General features: G+C 69.0%; 16 protein-coding genes. 7 read left to right on the top strand and 9 right to left on the bottom strand.

What is annotated here, in order from left to right; all coding sequences use genetic code 11:
* Positions 1 to 3 precede the first annotated feature (3 nt).
* Positions 4 to 2,265, bottom strand: a complete 2,262-nt coding sequence (locus B128_RS0104410) for a coiled-coil domain-containing protein (protein ID WP_018111065.1) — start codon at positions 2,263 to 2,265, stop codon at positions 4 to 6.
* Positions 2,266 to 2,275: 10 nt separating this feature from the next.
* Positions 2,276 to 3,334: a mechanosensitive ion channel family protein gene (locus B128_RS0104405; RefSeq protein WP_018111064.1), complete on the bottom strand. Its 1,059-nt coding sequence runs from the start codon at positions 3,332 to 3,334 to the stop codon at positions 2,276 to 2,278.
* A gap of 42 nt (positions 3,335 to 3,376) precedes the next feature.
* Here B128_RS0104405 and hemQ point away from each other — a divergent pair, with 42 nt between their 5' ends.
* Together hemQ and B128_RS0104395 are read left to right on the top strand one after the other, a co-directional pair.
* On the top strand, positions 3,377 to 4,129 hold the full coding sequence (gene hemQ, locus B128_RS0104400) for a hydrogen peroxide-dependent heme synthase (protein WP_018111063.1): 753 nt from the start codon (positions 3,377 to 3,379) through the stop codon (positions 4,127 to 4,129).
* Positions 4,130 to 4,133: 4 nt separating this feature from the next.
* The gene (locus B128_RS0104395; protein WP_018111062.1) at positions 4,134 to 4,625 is read left to right on the top strand and encodes a chlorite dismutase family protein; all 492 of its coding nucleotides are present in this window, start codon (positions 4,134 to 4,136) and stop codon (positions 4,623 to 4,625) included.
* On the opposite strand, the gene B128_RS0104390 is transcribed toward B128_RS0104395, so the two are convergent.
* From B128_RS0104390 to B128_RS0104380, 3 genes are read right to left on the bottom strand one after another with little or no spacing between them, the layout of a single operon-like run.
* Entirely contained in the window at positions 4,622 to 5,236 is a 615-nt protein-coding gene (locus B128_RS0104390) for a PepSY-associated TM helix domain-containing protein (RefSeq protein ID WP_018111061.1), read from the bottom strand. The two genes, B128_RS0104395 and B128_RS0104390, sit on opposite strands and share 4 nt — an antisense overlap.
* The gene (locus B128_RS0104385; protein ID WP_018111060.1) at positions 5,214 to 5,753 is read right to left on the bottom strand and encodes a DUF2271 domain-containing protein; all 540 of its coding nucleotides are present in this window, start codon (positions 5,751 to 5,753) and stop codon (positions 5,214 to 5,216) included. The genes B128_RS0104390 and B128_RS0104385 overlap by 23 nt, the downstream gene beginning before the upstream one ends.
* A gap of 10 nt (positions 5,754 to 5,763) precedes the next feature.
* Positions 5,764 to 6,519, bottom strand: a complete 756-nt coding sequence (locus tag B128_RS0104380; RefSeq protein ID WP_018111059.1) for an FAD:protein FMN transferase — start codon at positions 6,517 to 6,519, stop codon at positions 5,764 to 5,766.
* 82 nt (positions 6,520 to 6,601) lie between these two features.
* Here B128_RS0104380 and B128_RS0104375 point away from each other — a divergent pair, with 82 nt between their 5' ends.
* Together B128_RS0104375 and B128_RS0104370 are read left to right on the top strand one after the other, a co-directional pair.
* Positions 6,602 to 7,261 (top strand): response regulator transcription factor, encoded by a 660-nt coding sequence (locus B128_RS0104375; protein ID WP_018111058.1) that lies wholly within the window; start codon positions 6,602 to 6,604, stop codon positions 7,259 to 7,261.
* Positions 7,251 to 8,444: a sensor histidine kinase gene (locus tag B128_RS0104370; RefSeq protein ID WP_018111057.1), complete on the top strand. Its 1,194-nt coding sequence runs from the start codon at positions 7,251 to 7,253 to the stop codon at positions 8,442 to 8,444. The genes B128_RS0104375 and B128_RS0104370 overlap by 11 nt, the downstream gene beginning before the upstream one ends.
* Here B128_RS0104370 and ruvA read toward each other — a convergent pair.
* Positions 8,441 to 9,016, bottom strand: coding sequence for a Holliday junction branch migration protein RuvA (ruvA, locus tag B128_RS0104365; RefSeq protein ID WP_018111056.1), 576 nt, complete (start codon positions 9,014 to 9,016; stop codon positions 8,441 to 8,443). The two genes, B128_RS0104370 and ruvA, sit on opposite strands and share 4 nt — an antisense overlap.
* Before the next feature lie 6 nt (positions 9,017 to 9,022).
* A complete protein-coding gene (locus tag B128_RS0104360) occupies positions 9,023 to 9,787 on the bottom strand; it encodes an enoyl-CoA hydratase/isomerase family protein (protein ID WP_018111055.1) in 765 nt (254 codons plus the stop codon).
* A gap of 86 nt (positions 9,788 to 9,873) precedes the next feature.
* Here B128_RS0104360 and B128_RS0104355 point away from each other — a divergent pair, with 86 nt between their 5' ends.
* From B128_RS0104355 to lpdA, 3 genes are read left to right on the top strand one after another with little or no spacing between them, the layout of a single operon-like run.
* Positions 9,874 to 12,558, top strand: coding sequence for a 2-oxoglutarate dehydrogenase E1 component (locus tag B128_RS0104355; protein ID WP_018111054.1), 2,685 nt, complete (start codon positions 9,874 to 9,876; stop codon positions 12,556 to 12,558).
* An 11-nt stretch (positions 12,559 to 12,569) separates the two neighbouring features.
* On the top strand, positions 12,570 to 13,772 hold the full coding sequence (odhB, locus tag B128_RS0104350; RefSeq protein WP_018111053.1) for a 2-oxoglutarate dehydrogenase complex dihydrolipoyllysine-residue succinyltransferase: 1,203 nt from the start codon (positions 12,570 to 12,572) through the stop codon (positions 13,770 to 13,772).
* A gap of 1 nt (position 13,773) precedes the next feature.
* Positions 13,774 to 15,141: a dihydrolipoyl dehydrogenase gene (gene lpdA / locus B128_RS0104345; RefSeq protein ID WP_018111052.1), complete on the top strand. Its 1,368-nt coding sequence runs from the start codon at positions 13,774 to 13,776 to the stop codon at positions 15,139 to 15,141.
* Between the two features lie 46 nt (positions 15,142 to 15,187).
* Here the strand turns inward: lpdA and B128_RS0104340 are convergent, their stop codons facing one another.
* A complete protein-coding gene (locus B128_RS0104340; protein ID WP_018111051.1) occupies positions 15,188 to 17,245 on the bottom strand; it encodes a S8 family serine peptidase in 2,058 nt (685 codons plus the stop codon).
* 6 nt (positions 17,246 to 17,251) lie between these two features.
* Positions 17,252 to 18,952 (bottom strand): carboxypeptidase-like regulatory domain-containing protein, encoded by a 1,701-nt coding sequence (locus tag B128_RS0104335; RefSeq protein WP_018111050.1) that lies wholly within the window; start codon positions 18,950 to 18,952, stop codon positions 17,252 to 17,254.
* Positions 18,953 to 19,240 lie beyond the last annotated feature (288 nt).

The following is a 19,240-nucleotide window of genomic DNA, read 5'->3' as shown; positions in this document are numbered from 1 at the left end:
ACCCTAGGAGGCGAGCTCCTGCAGGAAGGCCGAGAGGCTTGCCCGCTCCAAGAGGGCCACCAGGGTCCGGCCCCGGTAAGGGCTCAGGACCAGCGCCTTTTCCCCCAGGAGGACCACCGCCGCCTTCCTGGGGTGCCTCAGCCCTTCGTCCAGGCGGTCCAGGGCCCGCTTGAGCTCCAAAAGAGCTTCCTTGGGCAGGGGCAGGGGGTCTTCCAGGTGGCCGAGCACCTCCACCCCTGGTAGCCGCAGGCGGGCCAGGTCCTCAGGGGGGGCTTCCGGCGCCCTGGGCTGGTCAAAGACCCCCAGGAGGGCCTCCAGGTCTGCCCCGCGGATCTCCTGGAGCACCGCCTTGGCCGCCTCCTTCTCCCGCTCCAGCTCCTTGAGGAGGACCTCCGCCTGGCCCAGGGTCTTCTCCACCTGCAAAAGCCCCTGGGGGCCCAGGCGGGGGAGCTTCTCCGCGGCGCTCTGCAACACCCCCAGCAGGGGCCTCAGCCGCCGAGCGGTCTCGCTCTGGAAGTCCCCCAGATGGGCGTGGGCCTGGAAGAAGGCGGTGAGGCGGGTCATGAGTTCCTCGCGCTTGGCCTCAAGCCGCCTCCTTAGAGCCTGCAGGGCCCGGGCGATGGGGAGGGGATCGGGGAGGGGCTTGGCCTTTTCCTCCTCCAGGGCTCTCAGCACCCCCTCGCCCCCGAAGCCGCGGAAGCGTTCGGCCAGGGCCTGGAGCCGGGAGAGTTCCCTGAGGGCCGCCTGCCGGGCCTGGGCCTTGGCCTCGGCCATGGCGGCCCGGAGGGCCTCCAGGTCGGGAAGCTCTCCCCGGTTGAGGAGGGCTTCCGCCTCGGCCACCGCCTCCTCCAGGCCCAGGGCCTTGGCCTCCAGGCGCAGGGCCTCCAGGGTCTCCCGGGCCTCCTGGAGCTTGGCCCGGAGGGCAGCCTCCTCCCCCTGGGCCTTGAGGAGCTCGGCGTAGCGGGAGCGGACCTGGGGGAGGCCCTGGGGCAGGGCCTCGAGGGGCATCTCCTTCAGGGCCTCCCAGAGGGGACGGAAGACCTCCCCCTTCCCGGAAAGCTCCGCCAAGAGGGCTTCCTTTTCCGCAAGGAGGCGTCTTTCCTCCTCCGCCTTGCGCCTGGCCTCCTCCTCCAAGCGCTTGAGCTCTTCCTCCAGGGGTACCAGGTCGGGGTAGCCTCCCTCGGCCAGGGTCTCCTCGGCCAGGCGCAGGGCGCTTTCCAGGGGGGCCTTGGCCCCCTCGGGGAGGGGCAGGGCCCTGAGGGCCTCCGCCAGCTGGATGAGCCGGGCCCGCTTCTCGGCCTTAAGGTTTCGCTCCGCCTCCTTGAAGGCCTCCTCCAGGGCGCTGAGCTTCTCCCCCACGGGGGTGCCCGCCTCCAGGAGGGCCTGGACCTCGGCCAAAAGGGGGCTCACCGTGGCCCGCTCCAGGAGGGGGCTGTAGCGGGCCAAGAGTTCCTCCAGCCTCCGCCTTTCCTCCTCCACCTCCAGGGCCTGGATCCGCTGGTTGGCCTCCTCAGGCAGGGCCTCCAGGTCAATGACCAGCTCCCCCTCCAGCTCGGAAGCCTCCTCCACGGTGAGGAAGACGTCCGTGGGGTGCTTGGGGGCCTCCTCCTGGGTTTCAAAGACGATCTCCGGCAGGGTGGGGGCCCGCACGGCGCTGGACTCCAGGAACTTCCTGAGCTCCAGGGCCAGGCTCCGGGCCTTCTCCACCTCCCCCTGGGCCAGGAGCCCGTCCTGCTGGGCCTGGCGCACGGTCTCCACCAGGCTCTCCAGCCGCCGCACCTTGGGCCCCCCCAGGTGGCGCACCCGTTCCAGGGCCTCCTCCAGGTGGACCAGGTCCTTGGCCTGGCGCAAGAGGGCCTCCTCCAGCCGCTCCTCCAGGGCTTCCAGGAGGTGGGCGCCCTCGGCCAGGAGCTGGGGGTCGGGGCTTTGGCGCAGGCGGTTCACCAGGGCCCGCAGGCGGCCCACCTCGGGCCAGTCCAGGTAAAGGCCGAAGCGCTTCAGCCCCCTTTCCAGGGCCTCCAGGGTGGTTCCCTGGGCCTCCAGGCGGGCCAGGAGGCCCTCCACCACCCGCCGGGCCTCCTCGGGGCGCAGGCGGGTCTGGAGCTCGCGGAAGACCAGGCCCTTCAGGAGGTGCTGCCCGTCCTCGAGGGTGAGCTCGGAGGGGCGCTTGCCCAGACGCTTCAGGCCCTCATCCATCACCGCCTCCGCCCGGTTGCCCAGGTGGGGGCGGAGGGATTCCAGGATCTCCCCGTAGATGTCCGGCATCGCCCTTAGCCTACACCCCCTTTGCCAGCTGTAGGGGCTCCCCGAAGTAGAGCTTCTGGTGGGGGAAGGGGATCTCTATCCCCTCCCGGTCCAGGCGGTTTTTGATGCGGCGGCGGAACTCCCGGGCCACGGGCCACTGCTGGGCCGGCTTGGTGCTGAAGAGGACCCGGATCACCACCCCGCTTTCCCCAAGCTGCTGCACCCCCAGGACCTCCGGGGGCTCGGTGAAGCGCTCCTGCCACTCGGGGTCCTGGTGGAACCTTTCCACCTCGTCCCGGAAGACGGCCAGCACCCGGTCCAGGTCCTCCTTGTAGGCCACGGCCACGTCCACCACCGCCCGGCTCCACTCCTGGGTGAGGACCGTCACCTGGCGCACCTCGGAGTTGGGGAGGAAGTGGACCCGGCCCTCGAGGTCCCGCAGGACGGTGAGCCGCAGGGTGAAGCGCTCCACCTGTCCCCCCACGTTCCCGATCTGCACGATGTCCCCCACCCCGTACTGGTCCTCCAGCAGGATGAAAAAGCCGTTGAGGAAGTCCCGGATCAGGTTCTGGGCGGCAAAGCTCAGGGCCAGGCCCGCCACCCCCGCCCCCGCCAGGAGGGCGGTGATGTTGAGGCCCAGGTTGGAGAGGAGGAAAAGTCCCCCCACCACCAGGAGGCTTCCCTTGAGCACCGACTCGGCCACCGCCCGCAGGGTGCGCCGCCGCACCGCCTCCCGGGTGAGCTCCCCCTCGGGCTCGGGGAGCCGGGCCAGGAGGAGGGGCAGGAGGCGGAAGCCCAGGAAGGTGAGGCCCAAGACCGCCAAGGCGGCAAGCCCCCGGGCCCCCAGCCAGCCCGCCAAGGCCCTTCCCCAGGAGGCCCAGGGCTCGTGGGGTAGGCCCAGGGCGTGGACCAGGTAGCTTAAGGCCAAGAGGAGGACCACCCCCCACCAGAGGAGGCCCAGGAGGCGGAAGAGGCCGTCGTCCCGTTCCGTGGGGGTGAGGCGGCCTAGGGCGTTCAGGGCCCTGGCCCCGTAGCGGCCAAGAAGCCAGGCCAGGATGAGGGTCAGGACCACCTGCAGCAAGGCAGCCATGGGGTGAATATACCCAAGGCGGGTGCCCGTATAGTGAGGGGGATGGAAGGCCACGTTCCCGAACCCACCTTTACCCTGGAGGGCTGGCACATCCTCCACGACTTCCGCCACCTGGACTTCCCCGCCTGGCGGAGGGCCCCGGAAGGAGAACGGCAGGCGGCCTGGGAGGAGCTACGGGACATCCTGGCGGAGTGGGCCGGGGTGGAGGCCGCAGGCAGGGGGTCTTTTGGGGTCTACCAGGTGGTCACCCACAAGGCGGACCTCCTCTTCCTCAACCTGCGGGAGGACCTGGAGGCCCTTTTGGCGGTGGAGGCCAGGCTCAACCAGAGCCGCCTGGCCGCCTACCTGCGGCCCGCTTACGGCTTCTACTCCGTGGTGGAGCTGGGGAGCCAGACCGGCCCCCTGGACCCCGAGGCCCCCTACGTGAAGCCCCGCCTCACCCCCCGGGTGCCCAAAGGGGGGTACGTGTGCTTCTACCCCATGAACAAGCGCCGCCAGGGCCAGGACAACTGGTACCTCCTCCCCGCCCGGGAGCGGGCCGGCCTCATGAAGGCCCACGGGGAGACGGGCCGCAAGTACCAGGGCAAGGTCCTCCAGGTCATCAGCGGGGCCCAGGGGCTGGACGACTGGGAGTGGGGGGTGGACCTCTTCAGCGAAGACCCCCTGCAGTTCAAGAAGATCGTCTACGAGATGCGCTTTGACGAGGTCTCCGCCCGCTTTGGGGAGTTTGGGCCCTTCTACGTGGGCAAGTACCTCACGGAGGAGGCCTTGGCCCGCTTCCTGGGCGTAGGATAGGGGCATGGCGCGCTACTGGGCCTTTAGCCTCTTCCGGCTCCTGCCGGAGTTCCGCCGCCTCGAGGCCGAGCACCAGGAGCACCTCAAGGAGGAGTTCGCGGCCCTCCTGGGGCGCTGGCAGGCCCGGGAGGGGTTTTTGGCCGTATACAGCCTGGTGGGCTTTTCCGCGGAGGCCGACCTCCTCCTGTGGCAGGGTGCCCCTGACCCTAGGGCCTTCCAGGCCCTGAGGCGGGAGATGTACCGCACCCGTCTTTTGGGCTACCTGGAGCCCGTGGGCCTCCACCTGGACCGGGGGGAGGGGGAGCCGGGCGGGCACTTTTTGGCCCTTTTCCCCTTTGGGCTGGAAGGGAGCCTACCCGAGGGGCTTAAAGCCTTCCGGGGGGAGGTCCTCCAGGCCCTGGAGGGGTCTGTGGAAGCCCTCCTTCCCCTGGCCCTGCGCGAGGGGGGTCTCCTGGGGGCCCGCCGCACCCCCCGGGAGGCCCTGGACGAGCTTTAGCGCGCCGCCCAAAGGGCGAAGCCCCCGAAGAGGAGGAGGCCCAGGAGGAGGCTTAAGAGGGCCGCCCGCCGGGTTTTGCGCAGGAAGAGGCTGAGGAGAAGCCCTGTGAGGCTCACCAGGCCCAGGAAGAGGGCGGAGAGGTCCAGCACCCACCGCCAGCCTGAGGGTGTATCCCGGCCCTTGTGCAGGTCGTTCAGGGCGGCCACCAGGCCGGCCTGGGTCAGGCTCAGGGTGTAGCGCCCCGTCTTGAGGTCCACCTGGGCGTCGGCCCCGTACCCGGGGGCGCGGAAGGAGAGCCAGGCCATCTCTCCACTTGTCCCGTGCTCCGCCACCCGGCCCCTAAGGCCCAGGGCCCGCAGGTCCTCCGCCAGCCTCAGCCAGTCCACCCCTTCTTCCGCCTGGTAGGGGGCGCCGGGGAGGGTACCGGAGCGTTTTTGCACCTGCCCTTCCCCGAACCACTCGGGATGGTTCAGGGTGAGGCCGGTAAGGGCGAAGAAGAGGATGGCCAGAAAGGCCAGCAGGGAGAGGTAGAGGTGCAGGGTCCGGGCCCAGGCGTAGACCCTGGCCCGCAGGGCGCTTCCTCCGGGCTTAGGCCTTCCGACCGTAGTCAAGGCGCACCTCCTGAAGCTCCCCCTTGAGGGCATAGGCCTTCTGAAAAGGGCTTTCCCCTATCTCCACCCTTTCCCGGAAAAGCTCGTAGGGGCCGTGCTCCCGGGCGTACTCCACGCAGAGGTAGTAGCCCCCCTGGGCCACGGTGCGCCCCCGCTCGTCCTTCCCGTCCCAGGCCACGGTGTAGCGCCCCGGGGGGCGGGTGGGTCCGGAGAGGGTGCGCATGGCCTGCAGCTCCCCCAGGGCGAAGTAGCGCCTCAGCTCGTTCCACCACCTTTCCCCTTTCCCCGGCATGAGGAAAAGGGCCAGGGTGCGCACCAGGCCCCCCCGCTCGTCCTCCACGTAGACGGCCACGTAGGGGGCCCGGTAGCGAAAGCCCGCCCCCTCGTAGGCGAAGCTCACCCGCAGCTCCATTCCACTGGGCCAGGGCTTGCCCTGGGCCCGGGCCAGGCCCACGGCCAAAACCCCTCCCAGTACCCGCCTAAAGAAGTTCCTCCGGCTGTAGTAGCGCTTCAACATGCTCCCCTCCCTAAGGAACCGGTACGGGGCCTTGGGAGGTGAAGAGAAACCCCTGGGCCCCAAAGGCCGCCAGGACCTTTCCTGCCTCCTGACCCATGAGGAAGAGGGCCTTGGCCAGGCCATCGGCCAGGAGGGCTGAGGGGGCGAGGACCGTGGCCTGCAGGCCCACGGCCGGGGTGCCCTTCCGGGGGTCCAGGAGGTGGGCCCCCTTGTGCCGCACCCCGCTGGTGGCCACCCCGCCTTCCCCAAGGGTCAGGGTCAGGGCTGGGGGGGCGTTGTCGGGGCCCGTGGGGGGCTCCACCCCCACCAGGGCCTTCCCCGGGCCCCGGCGGGCCAGGTTCCCGCCCAGGTTCACCAGGGCCGCCCGGGCCCCGGCCCGGAGGGCGGCCGCCACCGCCTGGTCAGCCATGTACCCCTTGGCCAGGCCATCCAGGTCCAGGGGGGCCAGGACCTCCACCTCCTCCCCCAGGAAGCGGAGGGCCTCCCCCCCATGCTGAGGGGCAGGGTGGAAGGCCCCATCTGTGGCCTCCTGGAGCTTAAGGGCCCAGGCCAGGACCTGGCGCATCTCCCCGCTGGGCCGCCCCCCGCCCGCCCGCACCAGGCGGGTGAGCTCGCTTTCCCGGTGGCGGCTGAATACACCTTCCAGCCTTCGCACCTCCGCCAAGGCGGCCTCGAGGGCCCTCCGTGCCCGCCAGGGGGGAGCGAAGAGCTGCACCTCCAAAAAGCTTCCCAGCACCCCTTCCCACCTGGCCCCGTACCGGCCCATGGCCTACAGGGTAGGGGCGGGCGGTTAGCCCGGGGTTAACCCCCGTAACCCCCGGCTAACCGCCCCGGGGCATACTGGGGGTGTGCAGGTGCTCTTGCTGGAGGACGAGCCCCGCCTGGGCCGGGCGGTGGAGAGCGCCCTTTTGGCCCAGGGCTACGGGGTGCGCTGGGCCAGGGACCTGGTGGGGGCCCGGGAGGCCCTTTGGGAGCTGGAGCCCGACCTCATGGTCCTGGACGTGCGCCTGCCTGAGGACCCCGACGGGGGCTTCCGTTTTGCCCAGGAGGTGCGCCAAGCGGGATACAAGGGCTCCATCCTCTTCCTTACCGCCCGGGACGCCCTGGAGGACCGGGTTTTGGGCCTGGACCTCGGGGGGGACGACTACCTGGTGAAGCCCTTCCACCTGGAGGAGCTTTTGGCCCGGGTGCGGGCCCTTCTGCGCCGGCAGGCGGAGATGAAGGCAGGGCAGGTGCGCTTTGGGGCCCTGGAGGCCGACCTGGCCGGGCGGGCGGTCTACCTGGGGGGTCGGCGGGTGGACCTCTCCTTGCGGGAGTTCGCCCTTTTGGAGGCCTTCCTCCTGCATCCGGGCCGGGTCTTTACCCCGGAGGAGTTGGCCGAAAAGGTCTTCGGCCACGGGGAGAAGGTGGGGGCGGTGAAGGTCTACGTGCACTACCTGAGGCAGAAGCTCTACCCGGAGGTGGTGCGCACCGTGCCCGGGGGGTACCGGCTTGGGGATGAGCCTTAGGGCGCGCCTGGCGCTTTTTCTGGCCCTGGCCGTGGGGCTGGCCCTCCTCTTCCAGGGGGCCTTGAGCTACCTGGCCTTCCGGCGTTTGGTGGAGGCCGACCTGGACCGCTCCCTCCTCCTCTACGTGGAGGCCCTTTCCGAGGGGCGCCGCCCTCCCCGGGGGGAGTTCGCCTTTCGCCTGGTGCAGGAGGGAGAGGCCCACGCCAGCGCCAACTTCCCCAACCTTCCTGACCTTGCCCCGGGGTCCCACTGGCGGGAGGGGTGGCGGGTTCTGGTCCTAAAGGTGCCCGGGGGCACCCTCACCGTGGCCCGGTACGATCCCGGAGCCGCGGCCGCCCTGCGCAACTTCCGCCTGGCCCTCCTGGGGGTGGGGGCCCTTCTCACCCTGGCCTTTGCCCTGCTGGCTTCCTGGCTGGCCCAGGCGGCCCTGAGGCCTCTTTCCCGGCTTACGGAGGTGGCCCGGAAGGTGGCGGACTCCGCCGACCTCTCCCACCGGGTGGCCCCTGCGGGGGGTGGGGAGCTCAAGGCCCTGGCCCAGGCCTTCAACCACATGCTGGAGCGCCTCCAGGCCTTTTGGGAGCGGGAGCGGCGCTTTACCCGGGACGCGGCCCACGAGCTGAGGACCCCGGTGGCCGCCGCCTTGGCCCAGCTCCAGGCGGCGGAGGCGGGCTACCTGCCCAAGGAGGAGGCCCTGGAGGCGCTTAAGGAGGAGCTTTTGCGCATGAAGCGCCTGGTGGAGGCCCTCCTCGTCCTGGCCCGGGAGGGGCGGGTGGAGCGGGTGGCCCTGGACCTGGCGGCCCTGGTCCAGGAGGAGGCCGCGGCCTTTGGGGTGCCCTACCGGGGGCCCAAGACCCTGCCCTTCCAGGGGAACCCCCTGCTCCTGGCCCAGGCCCTGCGCAACCTCCTGCAAAACGCCTTCCTCCACGGGGAGGGGAAGGGGGTGGTGGCGGCCCTCCGGCCGGAAGGGGGAGAGGTGATCCTGGAGGTGCAGGACCAGGGGCCGGGGATGTCCGAGGCGGCCCTCAAGGAGGCGGGAAGACCCTTCTTCCGCGCCTCCCCAAGCCCGGGGGAGGGGCTTGGTCTCTCCGTGGTCCAGAAGGTGGCCGAGGCCCACGGGGGGAGGCTGGAGCTTCTCCCTAACTCTCCCTCAGGCCTCTTGGCCCGCCTCCGCCTGCCCCTTTAGCGCAGGCGCTTCAGGGCTTCCTTGATGAGCTCCTGGGCCTTGGCCCCCGGGCGCTTGGCCAGGAGGTCCAGGACCACCGCCCGGGCCTGCCCCTCCTTGAAGCCCAGGGCGCTCAGGGCCAGGACGGCCTCCTCCGCCGCCTGGCTTTCCACCCGTTCCCCGGTGAGGAGGTGGGCGGGTACCTTGCCCTTGAGCTCCAGGACGAGCCTCTCCGCCAGCTTCCGCCCCACCCCGCTGGCCGAGGTGAGGAGGCGCAGGTCCCCCTCGGCCAGGGCCCGGGCCAGGAGCCTGGGGGTGAGGGCGGAGAGGAGGGCCAGGGCCACCTTGGGCCCTACCCCGCTCACGGAGAGGAGGAGCTCAAAGAGGGCCAGGCTGTCCTCCTCGGGAAAGCCATAGAGGCTGAGGCCCTCCTCCTTAAGTTGCAGGTGGGTGTGGACCGCCACCTCCTGGCCTTCCTCCAGGCCCTGCAGGAAGGGGATAGGGGCCTGCACCTGGAAGCCCACCCCCCCCACCAGGAGGAGGAACCAGCCCTCCTCCTTCTTCAGGACGGTGCCCCTGAGGTAGCGGAGCATGGGGGGCTAGCGGCCTTGGAAGCGGGGGGGGCGCTTCTCCCGGAAGGCCCGTACCCCCTCCTCGTGGTCCGCCGTGCGCCCCGCCTGCCCCTGGAGGATGGCCTCGAGGCCCAGGGCCTCGGGGAGGGAGAGGCGGTAGGTCTCCAGGAGGAGCTTCTTGGTGAGCCCGTAGGCCCGGGTGGGCCCCTCGGCCAGCCGCCTGGCCAGGGCCAGGGCCTCTTCCATGAGCCTTTCCCCCGGCACCACCTTGTGCACCAGCCCCAGGGCCAGGGCCTCCTCCGCGGAGAGGCGGGGGGAGAGGAGGAGGAGCTCCTGGGCCTTGGCCAGGCCCACCAGGCGGGGAAGGAGGAAGCTCATGCCCGAGTCCGGCACCAGGCCGATGTTGACGAAGGCGGTGGTGAAGCTGGCCCCCGTGGCCGCCACCCGCAGGTCCCCCCAGAGGGCGAGGCTCATCCCCGCCCCGGCGGCAGGGCCGTTCACCGCCACCACCAGGGGCTTCTCCAGGGCGCTCATGGCCTCCACCACCCGGTTGTAGCGGCGCAGGTGGGCCTCGTAGTCGGGCTTTTCCTCTCCAAACTCCCCCAGGTCCTGCCCCGCAGAGAAGGCCCGCCCCGCCCCGGTGAGGAGGAGGGCCCGCACCCCGGGGTCGGCCCCCGCCTCCTCCAAGGCCTCATGGAGGGCCTCCAGGAGCTCGCCGGTCAGGGCGTTGAGCCGTTCGGGCCGGTTCAGGGTGAGGAGGAGGACATTCCCCTCTCGTTCCTTCAGGACCATGGCCCCATTGTAAAGGACCTGGGTTCCTACACCGCGTTTTGGTGTAGCGTAATGAAGGGGGTATACCACCCCCCTTGGGAGGCAGGATGGAGCTCACGCTGGAAAGCCAAGGTTACCTGGAGGCCCTCTACCGGGCTTACCTGGAGGACCCCTTTTCCCTGCCGGAGGAGTGGCGGCGCTACTTCTCCACCGTGGTCCTGGAGGACGGCCGACGAGAGGGGCCCCCTACCCCGACCCCCGTGGCCGAGGCTGTGGACCTGGCCTTCCTCCTCAGGGTGGAGCGCCTGGTCCAGGCCTACCGGGAACTGGGGCATCTGGCGGCCCAGATAGACCCCCTGGGCCGTCCCCGGCCCAGGCCCAAGGAGCTCACCCTGGAGGCCCACGGCCTCTCCCCGGAGGACCTTAAAAAGCCCCTTCCCCCCTTCTTCGGCGCCCCCACCCTGGAGGCCCTCCTTTCCCGCCTGGAGGCCATCTACCTGGGTCCGGTGGGCATTGAGGTGGCCCACGTGGACCCTGAGGCGCGCTCTTGGCTCCTGGCCCGCCTGGAAGCTCCCTGGGAAAAGCCCCCCCTGGAGGTGCGCCGCCGCCTCCTGGAGGGCCTCATGCAGGCCAGCCTCTTTGAGACCTTTTTGCAAAAGAAGTACCTGGGGGCCAAGACCTTCAGCGCCGAAGGCTTGGAAAGCCTGGTCCCCCTCCTTAAGGAGGCGGTGGTGGAGGCCGCGCGGCTTGGGGTCAAGGAGGTGGTCCTGGGCATGGCCCACCGGGGGCGGCTCAACGTGCTGGCCAACGTGGTGGGCAAGCCCTTTGAGCGCATCTTCCGCGAGTTTGAGGAGATCTTCCCCGAGGGCTACGCCGGGGACGTGAAGTACCACCTGGGCTTTTCCCGCGACCTGGAGACCCCCTTCGGCCCGGTGCACCTCTCCCTCAACTTCAACCCCAGCCACCTGGAGTTCGTGAACCCCGTGACCCTGGGGAGGCTTCGCGCCAAGCAGGACCGCTTCGGGGACCGGGAGCGCAAGCGGGGGCTGGCGGTTTTGGTCCACGGGGACTCGGCCTTCATCGGGGAGGGCATCGTCCAGGAGACCCTGAACCTCTCGGGGCTTCCTGGCTACCGGGTGGGGGGCACCCTGCACCTGGTGGCCAACAACCAGGTGGGCTTCACCACCAACCCCGAGGAGTACACCTCCTGTCGCTACCCCACGGACATCGCCAAGATGGTGGGGGCCCCCATCTTCCACGTGAACGCGGAGGCCCTGGACGAGCTTTGGTTCGTCCTCCGCCTGGCCCTGGAGTACCGCCAGCGCTATGGCCAGGATGTGGTCATAGACCTGGTGGGCTACCGCCGCCGGGGGCATAACGAGACCGACGAGCCCACCTTCACCCAGGCCCCCATGTACGCCCTCATCGCCAAGAAGCCCGAGCCCTGGCGGGTGTACGCCGAGCGGCTTAAGGGGGAAGGGGTGGTGGCCGAGGAGGAGCTTAGGGCCTGGCAGGAGGCCTACCTGGAGCGGCTGGAGAGCGAGTTCGCCCGGGTGAAGGCGGAGCCGGGCCCGGTGGTGCCCCACGGGCTTTCCGGCCTCTGGCAGGGGTACGTGGGCGGGGCGGACGCCCTGGTGCCCGAGGCGGACACCCGGGTTTCCAAGGAGGTCCTGAAAGGCCTCCTGGTGCGCCTGGCCTCGGTGCCCGAGGGCTTCCAGGTGCACCCCAAGCTCAAGCGTTTCCTGGAGGCCCGTCTGGAGATGGCCGAGGAAAAGCGCCCCCTGGACTGGGCGGCTGCTGAGGCCTTAGCCTTTGCCTCCTTGGCCGTGGAGGGGCACCGGGTGCGCCTCACGGGCCAGGACGCCCTGCGGGGCACCTTCACCCAGCGCCATGCCGCCCTTTACGACTACCGCACGGGAGAGCCCTACATCCCCCTGCGCCACCTGGCCGAGGGGCAGGCGGAGGTGGAGATCCACAACTCCCCCCTCTCCGAGGCCGGGGTCCTGGGCTTTGAGTACGGGTACAGCCTGGACTACCCCGAGGGGCTCATCCTTTGGGAGGCCCAGTTTGGGGACTTCGTTAACGTGGCCCAGGTGTACATAGACCAGTTCCTGGCCAGCGCCGAGGCCAAGTGGAATCGGCTTTCCGGGCTGGTCCTCCTCCTGCCCCACGGCCTCGAGGGCCAAGGCCCCGAGCACTCCTCCGCCCGGTTGGAGCGCTTCCTCCAGCTGGGGGCCAAGGACAACCTCCAGGTGGCCTACCCCACCACCCCCGCCCAGTTCTTCCACCTCCTGCGCCGCCAGGTGAAGCGCCCCCTCCGCAAGCCCCTCATCGTCATGACCCCCAAAAGCCTCCTCCGCCACCCCGAGGTGGTCTCCACCCTGGAGGAGCTAGCCGAAGGAGGCTTCCAGAAGGTCATCCCCGAGCGGGTCAAGGGGGCCAGGAAGGTCCTCCTCACCTCGGGCAAGGTCTACTACGACCTTCTGCAGAAGCGCCGGGAGCTCAAGGCGGAGGACGTGGCCTTGATCCGCCTGGAGCTCCTCTACCCTTTCCCCGAGGAGGCCCTAAAGGAGGCCCTGGCCTTCTACCCCAAGAAGACCCCCGTGGTCTACGTGCAGGAGGAGCCCGTGAACCAGGGGGCCTGGTGGTACCTTTCCGCCCGCTTCTGCGGGGAGATCTACGGCCACCCCTTCCGCGTGGTGGCCCGGCCCGAGTCCCCAAGCCCGGCCGTGGGCTCCTCCAAGGTGCACAAGCTGGAGCAGGAAGCCCTTCTGGAAGAGGCCTTCAAATAGGGAGGTAAACGGTGCAAGAACTCAAGGTGCCCTCCGTGGGCGAGTCCATCGTGGAAGTGGAAATCGGCGCCTGGTTGAAGGGGGAAGGGGAGGCCTTTGCCCCGGATGAGCCCCTGGTGGAGCTCATCACCGACAAGGCCACCCTGGAGCTCCCCGCACCCTTCGCGGGTACCCTGAAGAAGATCCTCAAGCGCACCGGGGAGACGGCCCGGGTGGGGGAGGCCATCGCCCTCCTGGAGGCCGCGGCCCAGGCGGAGGCCAAGGCCCCTGAGGCCCCGGCGGTCCCCGCTGGGGAGCCCCTGGCCATGCCCGCCGCGGAGCGCCTCCTGCAGGAAGCGGGCCTTTCCCCCGCCGAGGTGGCGGGCACCGGCCTTGGGGGGCGCATCCTCAAGGAGGACGTGCTCCGCCACCTGGAGGCCCGGGCTCCCCAGGTACCGGCTCCCGCCCCTGCTCCTGCGCCGGCTCCCGCCCCCACCCCCCTTCCCGCTTCCCAACCCCCTGCGGACAGGCCCTGGCGGGTGAGCGAGGCCGTGCCCATGACCCCCCTGCGCCGCCGCATCGCCGAGCGCCTCCTCCAGGCCCGGCAGACCACGGCCATGCTCACCACCTTCAACGAGGCGGACATGTCCGCGGTGATGGCCCTGAGGAGGGAGCTGGGGGAGGCTTTCCAGAAGAAGCACGGGGTGAAGCTGGGCTTCATGAGCTTCTTCGTGAAGGCCGTGGTCCAGGCCCTCAAGGAGATTCCCGAGCTCAACGCGGAGATCCGCGACAACGCCATTGTCTACCACCGCTACTACGACATCGGGGTGGCCGTGGGGGGCGGGGAGGGGCTGGTGGTGCCCGTCCTGCGGGACGCCGACCGCCTCTCCTTCGCCGAGATTGAGCGGCAGATTGCCGACTTCGCCGAAAGGGCCCGCACCAAGAAGCTCAAGCCCGAGGAGCTCATGGGGGGCACCTTCACCATCACCAACGGGGGCATCTACGGTTCCCTCAACTCCACCCCCCTCCTCAACCCACCCCAGGTGGGCATCCTGGGCATGCACGCCATCCAGGAGAGGCCCGTGGCCCGGGAGGGGCAGGTGGTGGTCCGGCCCATGATGTACCTGGCCCTCTCCTACGACCACCGCATCGTGGACGGCCGGGAGGCGGTCACCTTCCTGCGCCGGGTGAAGGAGCTCATTGAGAACCCCGTGCGCCTCCTCCTGGAGGTCTAGCATGTACGACCTTCTGGTGATTGGCGCCGGCCCTGGGGGGTACGTGGCCGCCATACGGGCGGCCCAGCTGGGCCTCAAGGTGGGGGTGGTGGAGAAGGAGAAGGCCCTGGGGGGCACCTGCCTGCGGGTGGGGTGCATCCCCTCCAAGGCCCTCCTGGAGACCAGCGAGCGCATCTACGAGGTGAAAAAGGGCCTTCTGGGGGCCAAGGTCCAGGGCCTGGAGCTGGACCTGAAGGGCCTCCTGGCCCACAAGGACAAGGTGGTCCAGGCCAACACCCAGGGGATTGAGTTCCTCTTCAAGAAAAACGGCATCACCCGCTACCAGGGCACGGCCCGCTTCCTCTCCCCCGGCAAGGTACTGGTGCAGGAGACGGGGGAGGAGCTTTCCGCCCGCCACATCCTCATCGCCACCGGTTCTGCCCCCCTCATCCCCCCCTGGGCGGAGGTGGACTATGAGCGGGTGGTGACCTCCACCGAGGCCCTGAGCTTCCCCGAGGTGCCCGGGCGGCTCATCGTGGTGGGGGGCGGGGTCATCGGGTTGGAGCTGGGGGTGGTCTGGCACCGCCTGGGGGCGGAGGTGGTGGTCCTGGAGTACATGGACCGCATCCTGCCCACCATGGACCAGGAGCTCTCCCGGGCCGCGGAGAAGGTTTTCAAGAAGCAGGGCCTGGAGATCCGCACCGGGGTGAGGGTGACGGCTGTCCGTCCCCAGGGCCGGGGAGCCCGGGTGGAGCTGGCGGGGGGGGAGGTCCTCGAGGCCGACCGGGTCCTCCTGGCCGTGGGGCGCAGGCCCTATACCGAGGGCCTGGCCCTGGAAAAGGCGGGCCTCACCACCGACGAAAAGGGCCGCATCCCCGTGGATGAGCACCTTAGAACCCCCGTACCCCACATCTACGCCATCGGGGATGTGATCCGGGGCCCCATGCTGGCTCACAAGGCCAGCGAGGAGGGTGTGGCCGCGGTGGAGCACATGGTGAAGGGCTACGGCCACGTGGACTACCTGGCCATCCCCAGCGTGGTCTACACCCACCCCGAGGTGGCCGGGGTAGGGTACACGGAGGAGGAGCTGAAGGAACGGGGCATTCCCTACAAGGTGGGGAAGTTCCCCTACTCCGCCAGCGGCCGTGCCCGGGCCATGGGGGAGACCGAGGGCTTCGTCAAGGTCCTGGCCCACGCCCAGACCGACCGCATCCTGGGGGTCCACGGCATCGGGGCCCGGATGGGGGACATCCTGGCGGAGGCCGCCCTGGCCATCTTCTTCAAGGCCAGCGCCGAGGACGTGGGCCGCGCCCCCCACGCCCATCCCTCCCTCTCGGAAATCCTCAAGGAAGCGGCCTTGGGGGCGTGGGAAAAGCCCATTCACCTCTAAAGCCTTACCCCCGGCCGGTGCAAGCCGGCCGGGGATAGTCTCTTACCTAGTTGGTCTTCTTCAGCTCCAGCCGGTACTTGTTGAAGGGGCTATCGTCGGAGGCGTTGGGGTTGCTGGCGATGGTGTAGCTGGTCACCACCAGATAGTAGGTTCCGGTGTTCGGGAGGGTGTAGGCGATCTCCGAATCGGTGTTCTGTCCGGAGACAATGTCGTCGTTTTCGGTCAGCACGTTTCCGTTTCCGTCCAGCAGATAGAGGTAGGAGTCCAGGGTTCCTCCCAGACTGGAGCGGGCGTACACCCGGGCCCGGATCTGGTCCCCGGCGGTTCCGGAGAAGGCGAAGTAGTCAAAGTCCCGGGGTTGGCCGAAGATGTAGGCCATCTGGGTGGTGGTGTTGTAGGCGATGGGCTTGGCCTGAGCGGTGTTGTCGTTGGGATCGTAGGGGTCGGTGGGGTTGAGCTCTACTTGGGTCGCGTTTAGGCGCACCGGCTTGAAGTCCGGGTTGCCCGCGTGGGAGCCCGAGGTGGCCACCAGGGTGCCCACAAAGGTTCCCCGCTCCTCGGGGAAGCCACCCGTGAGGGCCAGGTCAGCCCCGGCCACGTAGATATCGTACTCCCCAGGGGCGATCTCGTAGAACCAGGCCTCGCCCTCCTGATTGGTGCGGGCCCAGTACATAGGGGTGGGGTCATTGGGGTCCCCGGGGCGCAGGCCCTTACCCCGGAGGATCACATCGGCCAGCAACCCGGGGAAGACGCCGTCTTGGTTGAAGTACTCTACCTTTACCCGCACCACCGCGCCCTTGGGCGGAAGCGCCCCACAGCCCTGTTTCAGGAGGTCGGCCAGGTTGCCGGCGTTCAGGTGCCCCCAGCCCTTTTGCCGGCTGAAGCTCCTTTCCCAGGTGGTGCTCTCCAGGGCCCGGCGCACCTGGTAGGGGGTGGCGCCTGGGCAGGCGGCCTTCACCAGGGCGGCGGCCGCCGCGGTATAGGGCCCCGAGAAGGAGGTACCGGAGATGAGCCCGTACCCCCCGCCCAGCCAGGTGGGGTTGGCCAGGAGGACATCCACCCCGGGCGCAGCGCTGGAAACGTGGCGGCCGTGGGTGGAGAAGTCGGCGCGGTTGCGGTTCCCGTCCGCTGCTACCGAGGCGATGATGCCCGGGTAGCCCGCGGGGGTGCGCACCTCGTCCTTGGAGGAGTTCCCGGCGCTGGCCACCACCACCACCCCGTTGGCTAGGGCATAGTCAAAGGCTTCCTTCACCAGCTCCCCGTACCCGAGGCCACCCCAGGAGTTGTTGAGCACCTGGGCCCCGTTGTTCACTGCCCAGACGATGCCCCGGGCCACGTAGAAGTCGCCCACGTAGCCGGGTTGGAAGATGGCCACGGGGAGGAACTTGGTCTTGGGGGCCAACCCGGCGATGCCCTGGCCATCCCGGGGAGCGCTCACCGTGGAGGCCACGAAGGTGCCGTGGGAGATGTTGGGGTTGTTGTTGATAAAGGCCAACCAGGCACTGGCGCTGGTGTAGGTGGTGTTGGTCACGGGGTCGTAGGCCTTGCCTGCCCAGTTGGCGGCCAGGTCAGGGTGGGTAACGTCGGCGGCGTCGTCGATGATGGCCACCGTCACCCCCTGGCCCTCAAACCCCAGGTCCCAGGCCCGCTTGGCGTTGAGGTGCCGGGGGTCCAGGGCGTACTGGGGTAGCCCATCCAGAATCTGGTCGGCGGGGTTGGCCAGGGGCACCAGGCCGCTTTCCTGGCGAGGACGCTCCACGGGGTCCTCGCTGGGCGGGGTGACCTGGGCCAGGTGGGGCTCGGCGAAGCGCAGCCCCCGAAGCCCCTTCAAGCTACGGCTCGCCTTCAGGGCATCCCCCTCCACCTGGAGGAGGGCGGCCTTGAGCTCGGGGATCCGGGCAATCTCCCTGGCCCGGAGCTTTTGGATGGCGGTCTGGAGGGCGGCCTCGTCCTGGTAGCCCACCACCACCTGCCCCCGGAAGTGGCGGATGCCCTCCGAGATAGCGAGGGTGGCCGAGGGGGCGGCGCCCTGAGGCGGAGTGGAGCAAGCCCCGAGCAGGGCGGCAAGACCGAGGATAAGGGTTAGGCGAAGGTTCTTCATCATGCCTCCTTACTGCCCCGTGGTGAAGTCAAAGACCTGGGTGCCGGGACGGGAGATGCGGATGAAGGAGGTGGAGCTGGGCCAGGTCTGGATGCTGTAGGCCGAGATGCGGTTTTCCTGAGGGTTGTACTTGTAAGCGTAGGCCACGTAGAGCTGCCAAGCGTAGGAGCGCAGGGCCTGCAGGGCGGGGAGCTGGGCCAGGCCGTCAAAGTTGTAGGGGATGCTCACGGTACCCTGGGTTACGTCCACCGGCACCCGGTTGGGCCTTGTCGAGTCCACAATCCCGGCGGTGTCGGTGAAGAACACCACGCCGTTCGTGGGGGGATGGAAGCCATAGACCAGGGCTTCCCCGCTGGGGATGCCGTTGTCCGGGGTGCCGAACTCCACCAGGAGGTTATACCCCGCCAGGCTCTGCCAGGCCACGCTGTCCCCGGTAAGGGTGTCCCAGAGGAGCAGGTTGTAGGCGGCCCCGTCTGCCCCGATGGTGAGCTGGGGGTGCCCGATGGTGAAGTCGGGCGTGCGGGAGACCCCCGTGCTTTCGTCCGCGGGGCTCAGGAGGGGGGCGAAGAAGGGGGGTAGGGGCGTGGTGGCGCTGGGGGTGCTTGGGGCCTGGTTGGCTCCCCGGGCTACCACCCGGTAGTAGTAGGTCTGGCCGGGGGTCAGGTCGGGCGAGGCGTCGCGGAAGAAGAAGGGGCGGTCCAGAGGGTTGTTGGGGCAACTGCTGCTTCTGCCTCCTCCTACGGTGCCCACCCGGGTCCAGTTGGTCCCGTCGGTGGAGCGTTCGATGTCAAAAGCGAAGGGGGTGGCAGTGGCGGTGTAGCACCAGCGCACTTCCACGTAGAGGTTGCTTCCCTCCGGTACCGCCTCAGGGTCCAGGGTGAGCTCGCCCATCGTGCCCTTGGCTACCGGCACCTTAAGGGTAGTCGGGCTCTTGACGCTGAAGAAGCCCACCGCCTGGCCCAGGGTGATGGCGGTGGCGGCCACTCTGGTGGGGGCGCTCACAGTGTTGTTCTGGTTAGGCGAGGTGTTCTTGAAGGTGATGGGAATCAGGTAGTGGCTGCGGTTCAGGTTGAAGTCGTAGGCCACCACCTCCACGTAAACGGTTTCCCCGCTGGCGCTGCCGAAGCCGGCCACGTTGGCACCGCTGAGGGCGCGATTGCCGGTGTCCTCCACGTTGCTGAACACCTGGCGGGTCCAGGTGGCGCTGTTGGTGATGAAGGCCGAGCCCGGGGTGCGGCCCAGGGCCACGTAGATGAGGCGCATGGGACGGACGTAGTCCTTGGTGGTATCCACCTGGACACGGAAGGGGATGGTGTTGGTGAAGGTACCCCCTTCCAGGGGCTGGGTGCCGTCCCGGGTGATGAGGAGGGTGGGCGGGGTGGTGGTGGCGCTGGCGTCAAAGGCCTGGCGTTGGATGAGGGTGACGCTGGCCATCTCCGGCACGCGTATCCCTTCCAGGATGCTTCCCGCCATGCCGGGCTTTTGGGCCTCCAGGCGGTAGGTGCCGGGGGCTAAGGTACCAAAGCTGAAGCTCCCATCGGCTCCGGAGAGGGTCGTGGCCACCAGGTTGCCGTTTTTGTAGAGCTTGAGCGTGCTTCCGGCCACGGGCCCGCCGGCGTACTCGCTGACCACCGTACCCGAGAGGGTGTGTATGGCAGTGGGGTCGTAAGGGGAACATCCGGGAAGCCAAAGCCCTAGGTTAATTAGCATCCAAAGAGTACATTTCCTAGATTTCGCAAGCCTTTTTCGGAAGAAGATCATAATGGAGTAGAGTTTATACTGACATCTAAAAGCTATCAAGACCCCCCTTTCGGATATTCAATGCATACCCCCTNGACAAGCCAAAGGAAAAGGGGGCGCTTGGTGAGCTGTGGAAGAACACCAGACGCCCCCTTCCATCCTNCCCCTGTCCCTGGAGGAACTGGTCCCCCTGCTCCAGGCATGGCTCCAAGCCCGCTTGCCAGAAGGGGAGAGAAAACCCGGCAGGCCCAGGACCTT

It is taken from the genome of Thermus igniterrae ATCC 700962 (assembly GCF_000376265.1).
GTDB classification, from domain to species: Bacteria; Deinococcota; Deinococci; order Deinococcales; family Thermaceae; genus Thermus; species Thermus igniterrae.
The sequence above is the reverse complement of the archived record's forward strand: the minus strand, read 5'-3'. Positions and strand labels throughout refer to the sequence as shown.

Coding starts and splice junctions, on each gene's coding strand:
- B128_RS0104410 (WP_018111065.1), bottom strand. CDS start 2,265: ATGCCGGACATCTACGGGGAGATCCTGGAATCCCTCCGCCCCCACCTG.
- B128_RS0104405 (WP_018111064.1), bottom strand. CDS start 3,334: ATGGCTGCCTTGCTGCAGGTGGTCCTGACCCTCATCCTGGCCTGGCTT.
- hemQ (WP_018111063.1), top strand. CDS start 3,377: ATGGAAGGCCACGTTCCCGAACCCACCTTTACCCTGGAGGGCTGGCAC.
- B128_RS0104395 (WP_018111062.1), top strand. CDS start 4,134: ATGGCGCGCTACTGGGCCTTTAGCCTCTTCCGGCTCCTGCCGGAGTTC.
- B128_RS0104385 (WP_018111060.1), bottom strand. CDS start 5,753: ATGTTGAAGCGCTACTACAGCCGGAGGAACTTCTTTAGGCGGGTACTG.
- B128_RS0104380 (WP_018111059.1), bottom strand. CDS start 6,519: ATGGGCCGGTACGGGGCCAGGTGGGAAGGGGTGCTGGGAAGCTTTTTG.
- B128_RS0104370 (WP_018111057.1), top strand. CDS start 7,251: ATGAGCCTTAGGGCGCGCCTGGCGCTTTTTCTGGCCCTGGCCGTGGGG.
- ruvA (WP_018111056.1), bottom strand. CDS start 9,016: ATGCTCCGCTACCTCAGGGGCACCGTCCTGAAGAAGGAGGAGGGCTGG.
- B128_RS0104360 (WP_018111055.1), bottom strand. CDS start 9,787: ATGGTCCTGAAGGAACGAGAGGGGAATGTCCTCCTCCTCACCCTGAAC.
- B128_RS0104355 (WP_018111054.1), top strand. CDS start 9,874: ATGGAGCTCACGCTGGAAAGCCAAGGTTACCTGGAGGCCCTCTACCGG.
- lpdA (WP_018111052.1), top strand. CDS start 13,774: ATGTACGACCTTCTGGTGATTGGCGCCGGCCCTGGGGGGTACGTGGCC.
- B128_RS0104340 (WP_018111051.1), bottom strand. CDS start 17,245: ATGATGAAGAACCTTCGCCTAACCCTTATCCTCGGTCTTGCCGCCCTG.
- B128_RS0104335 (WP_018111050.1), bottom strand. CDS start 18,952: ATGCTAATTAACCTAGGGCTTTGGCTTCCCGGATGTTCCCCTTACGAC.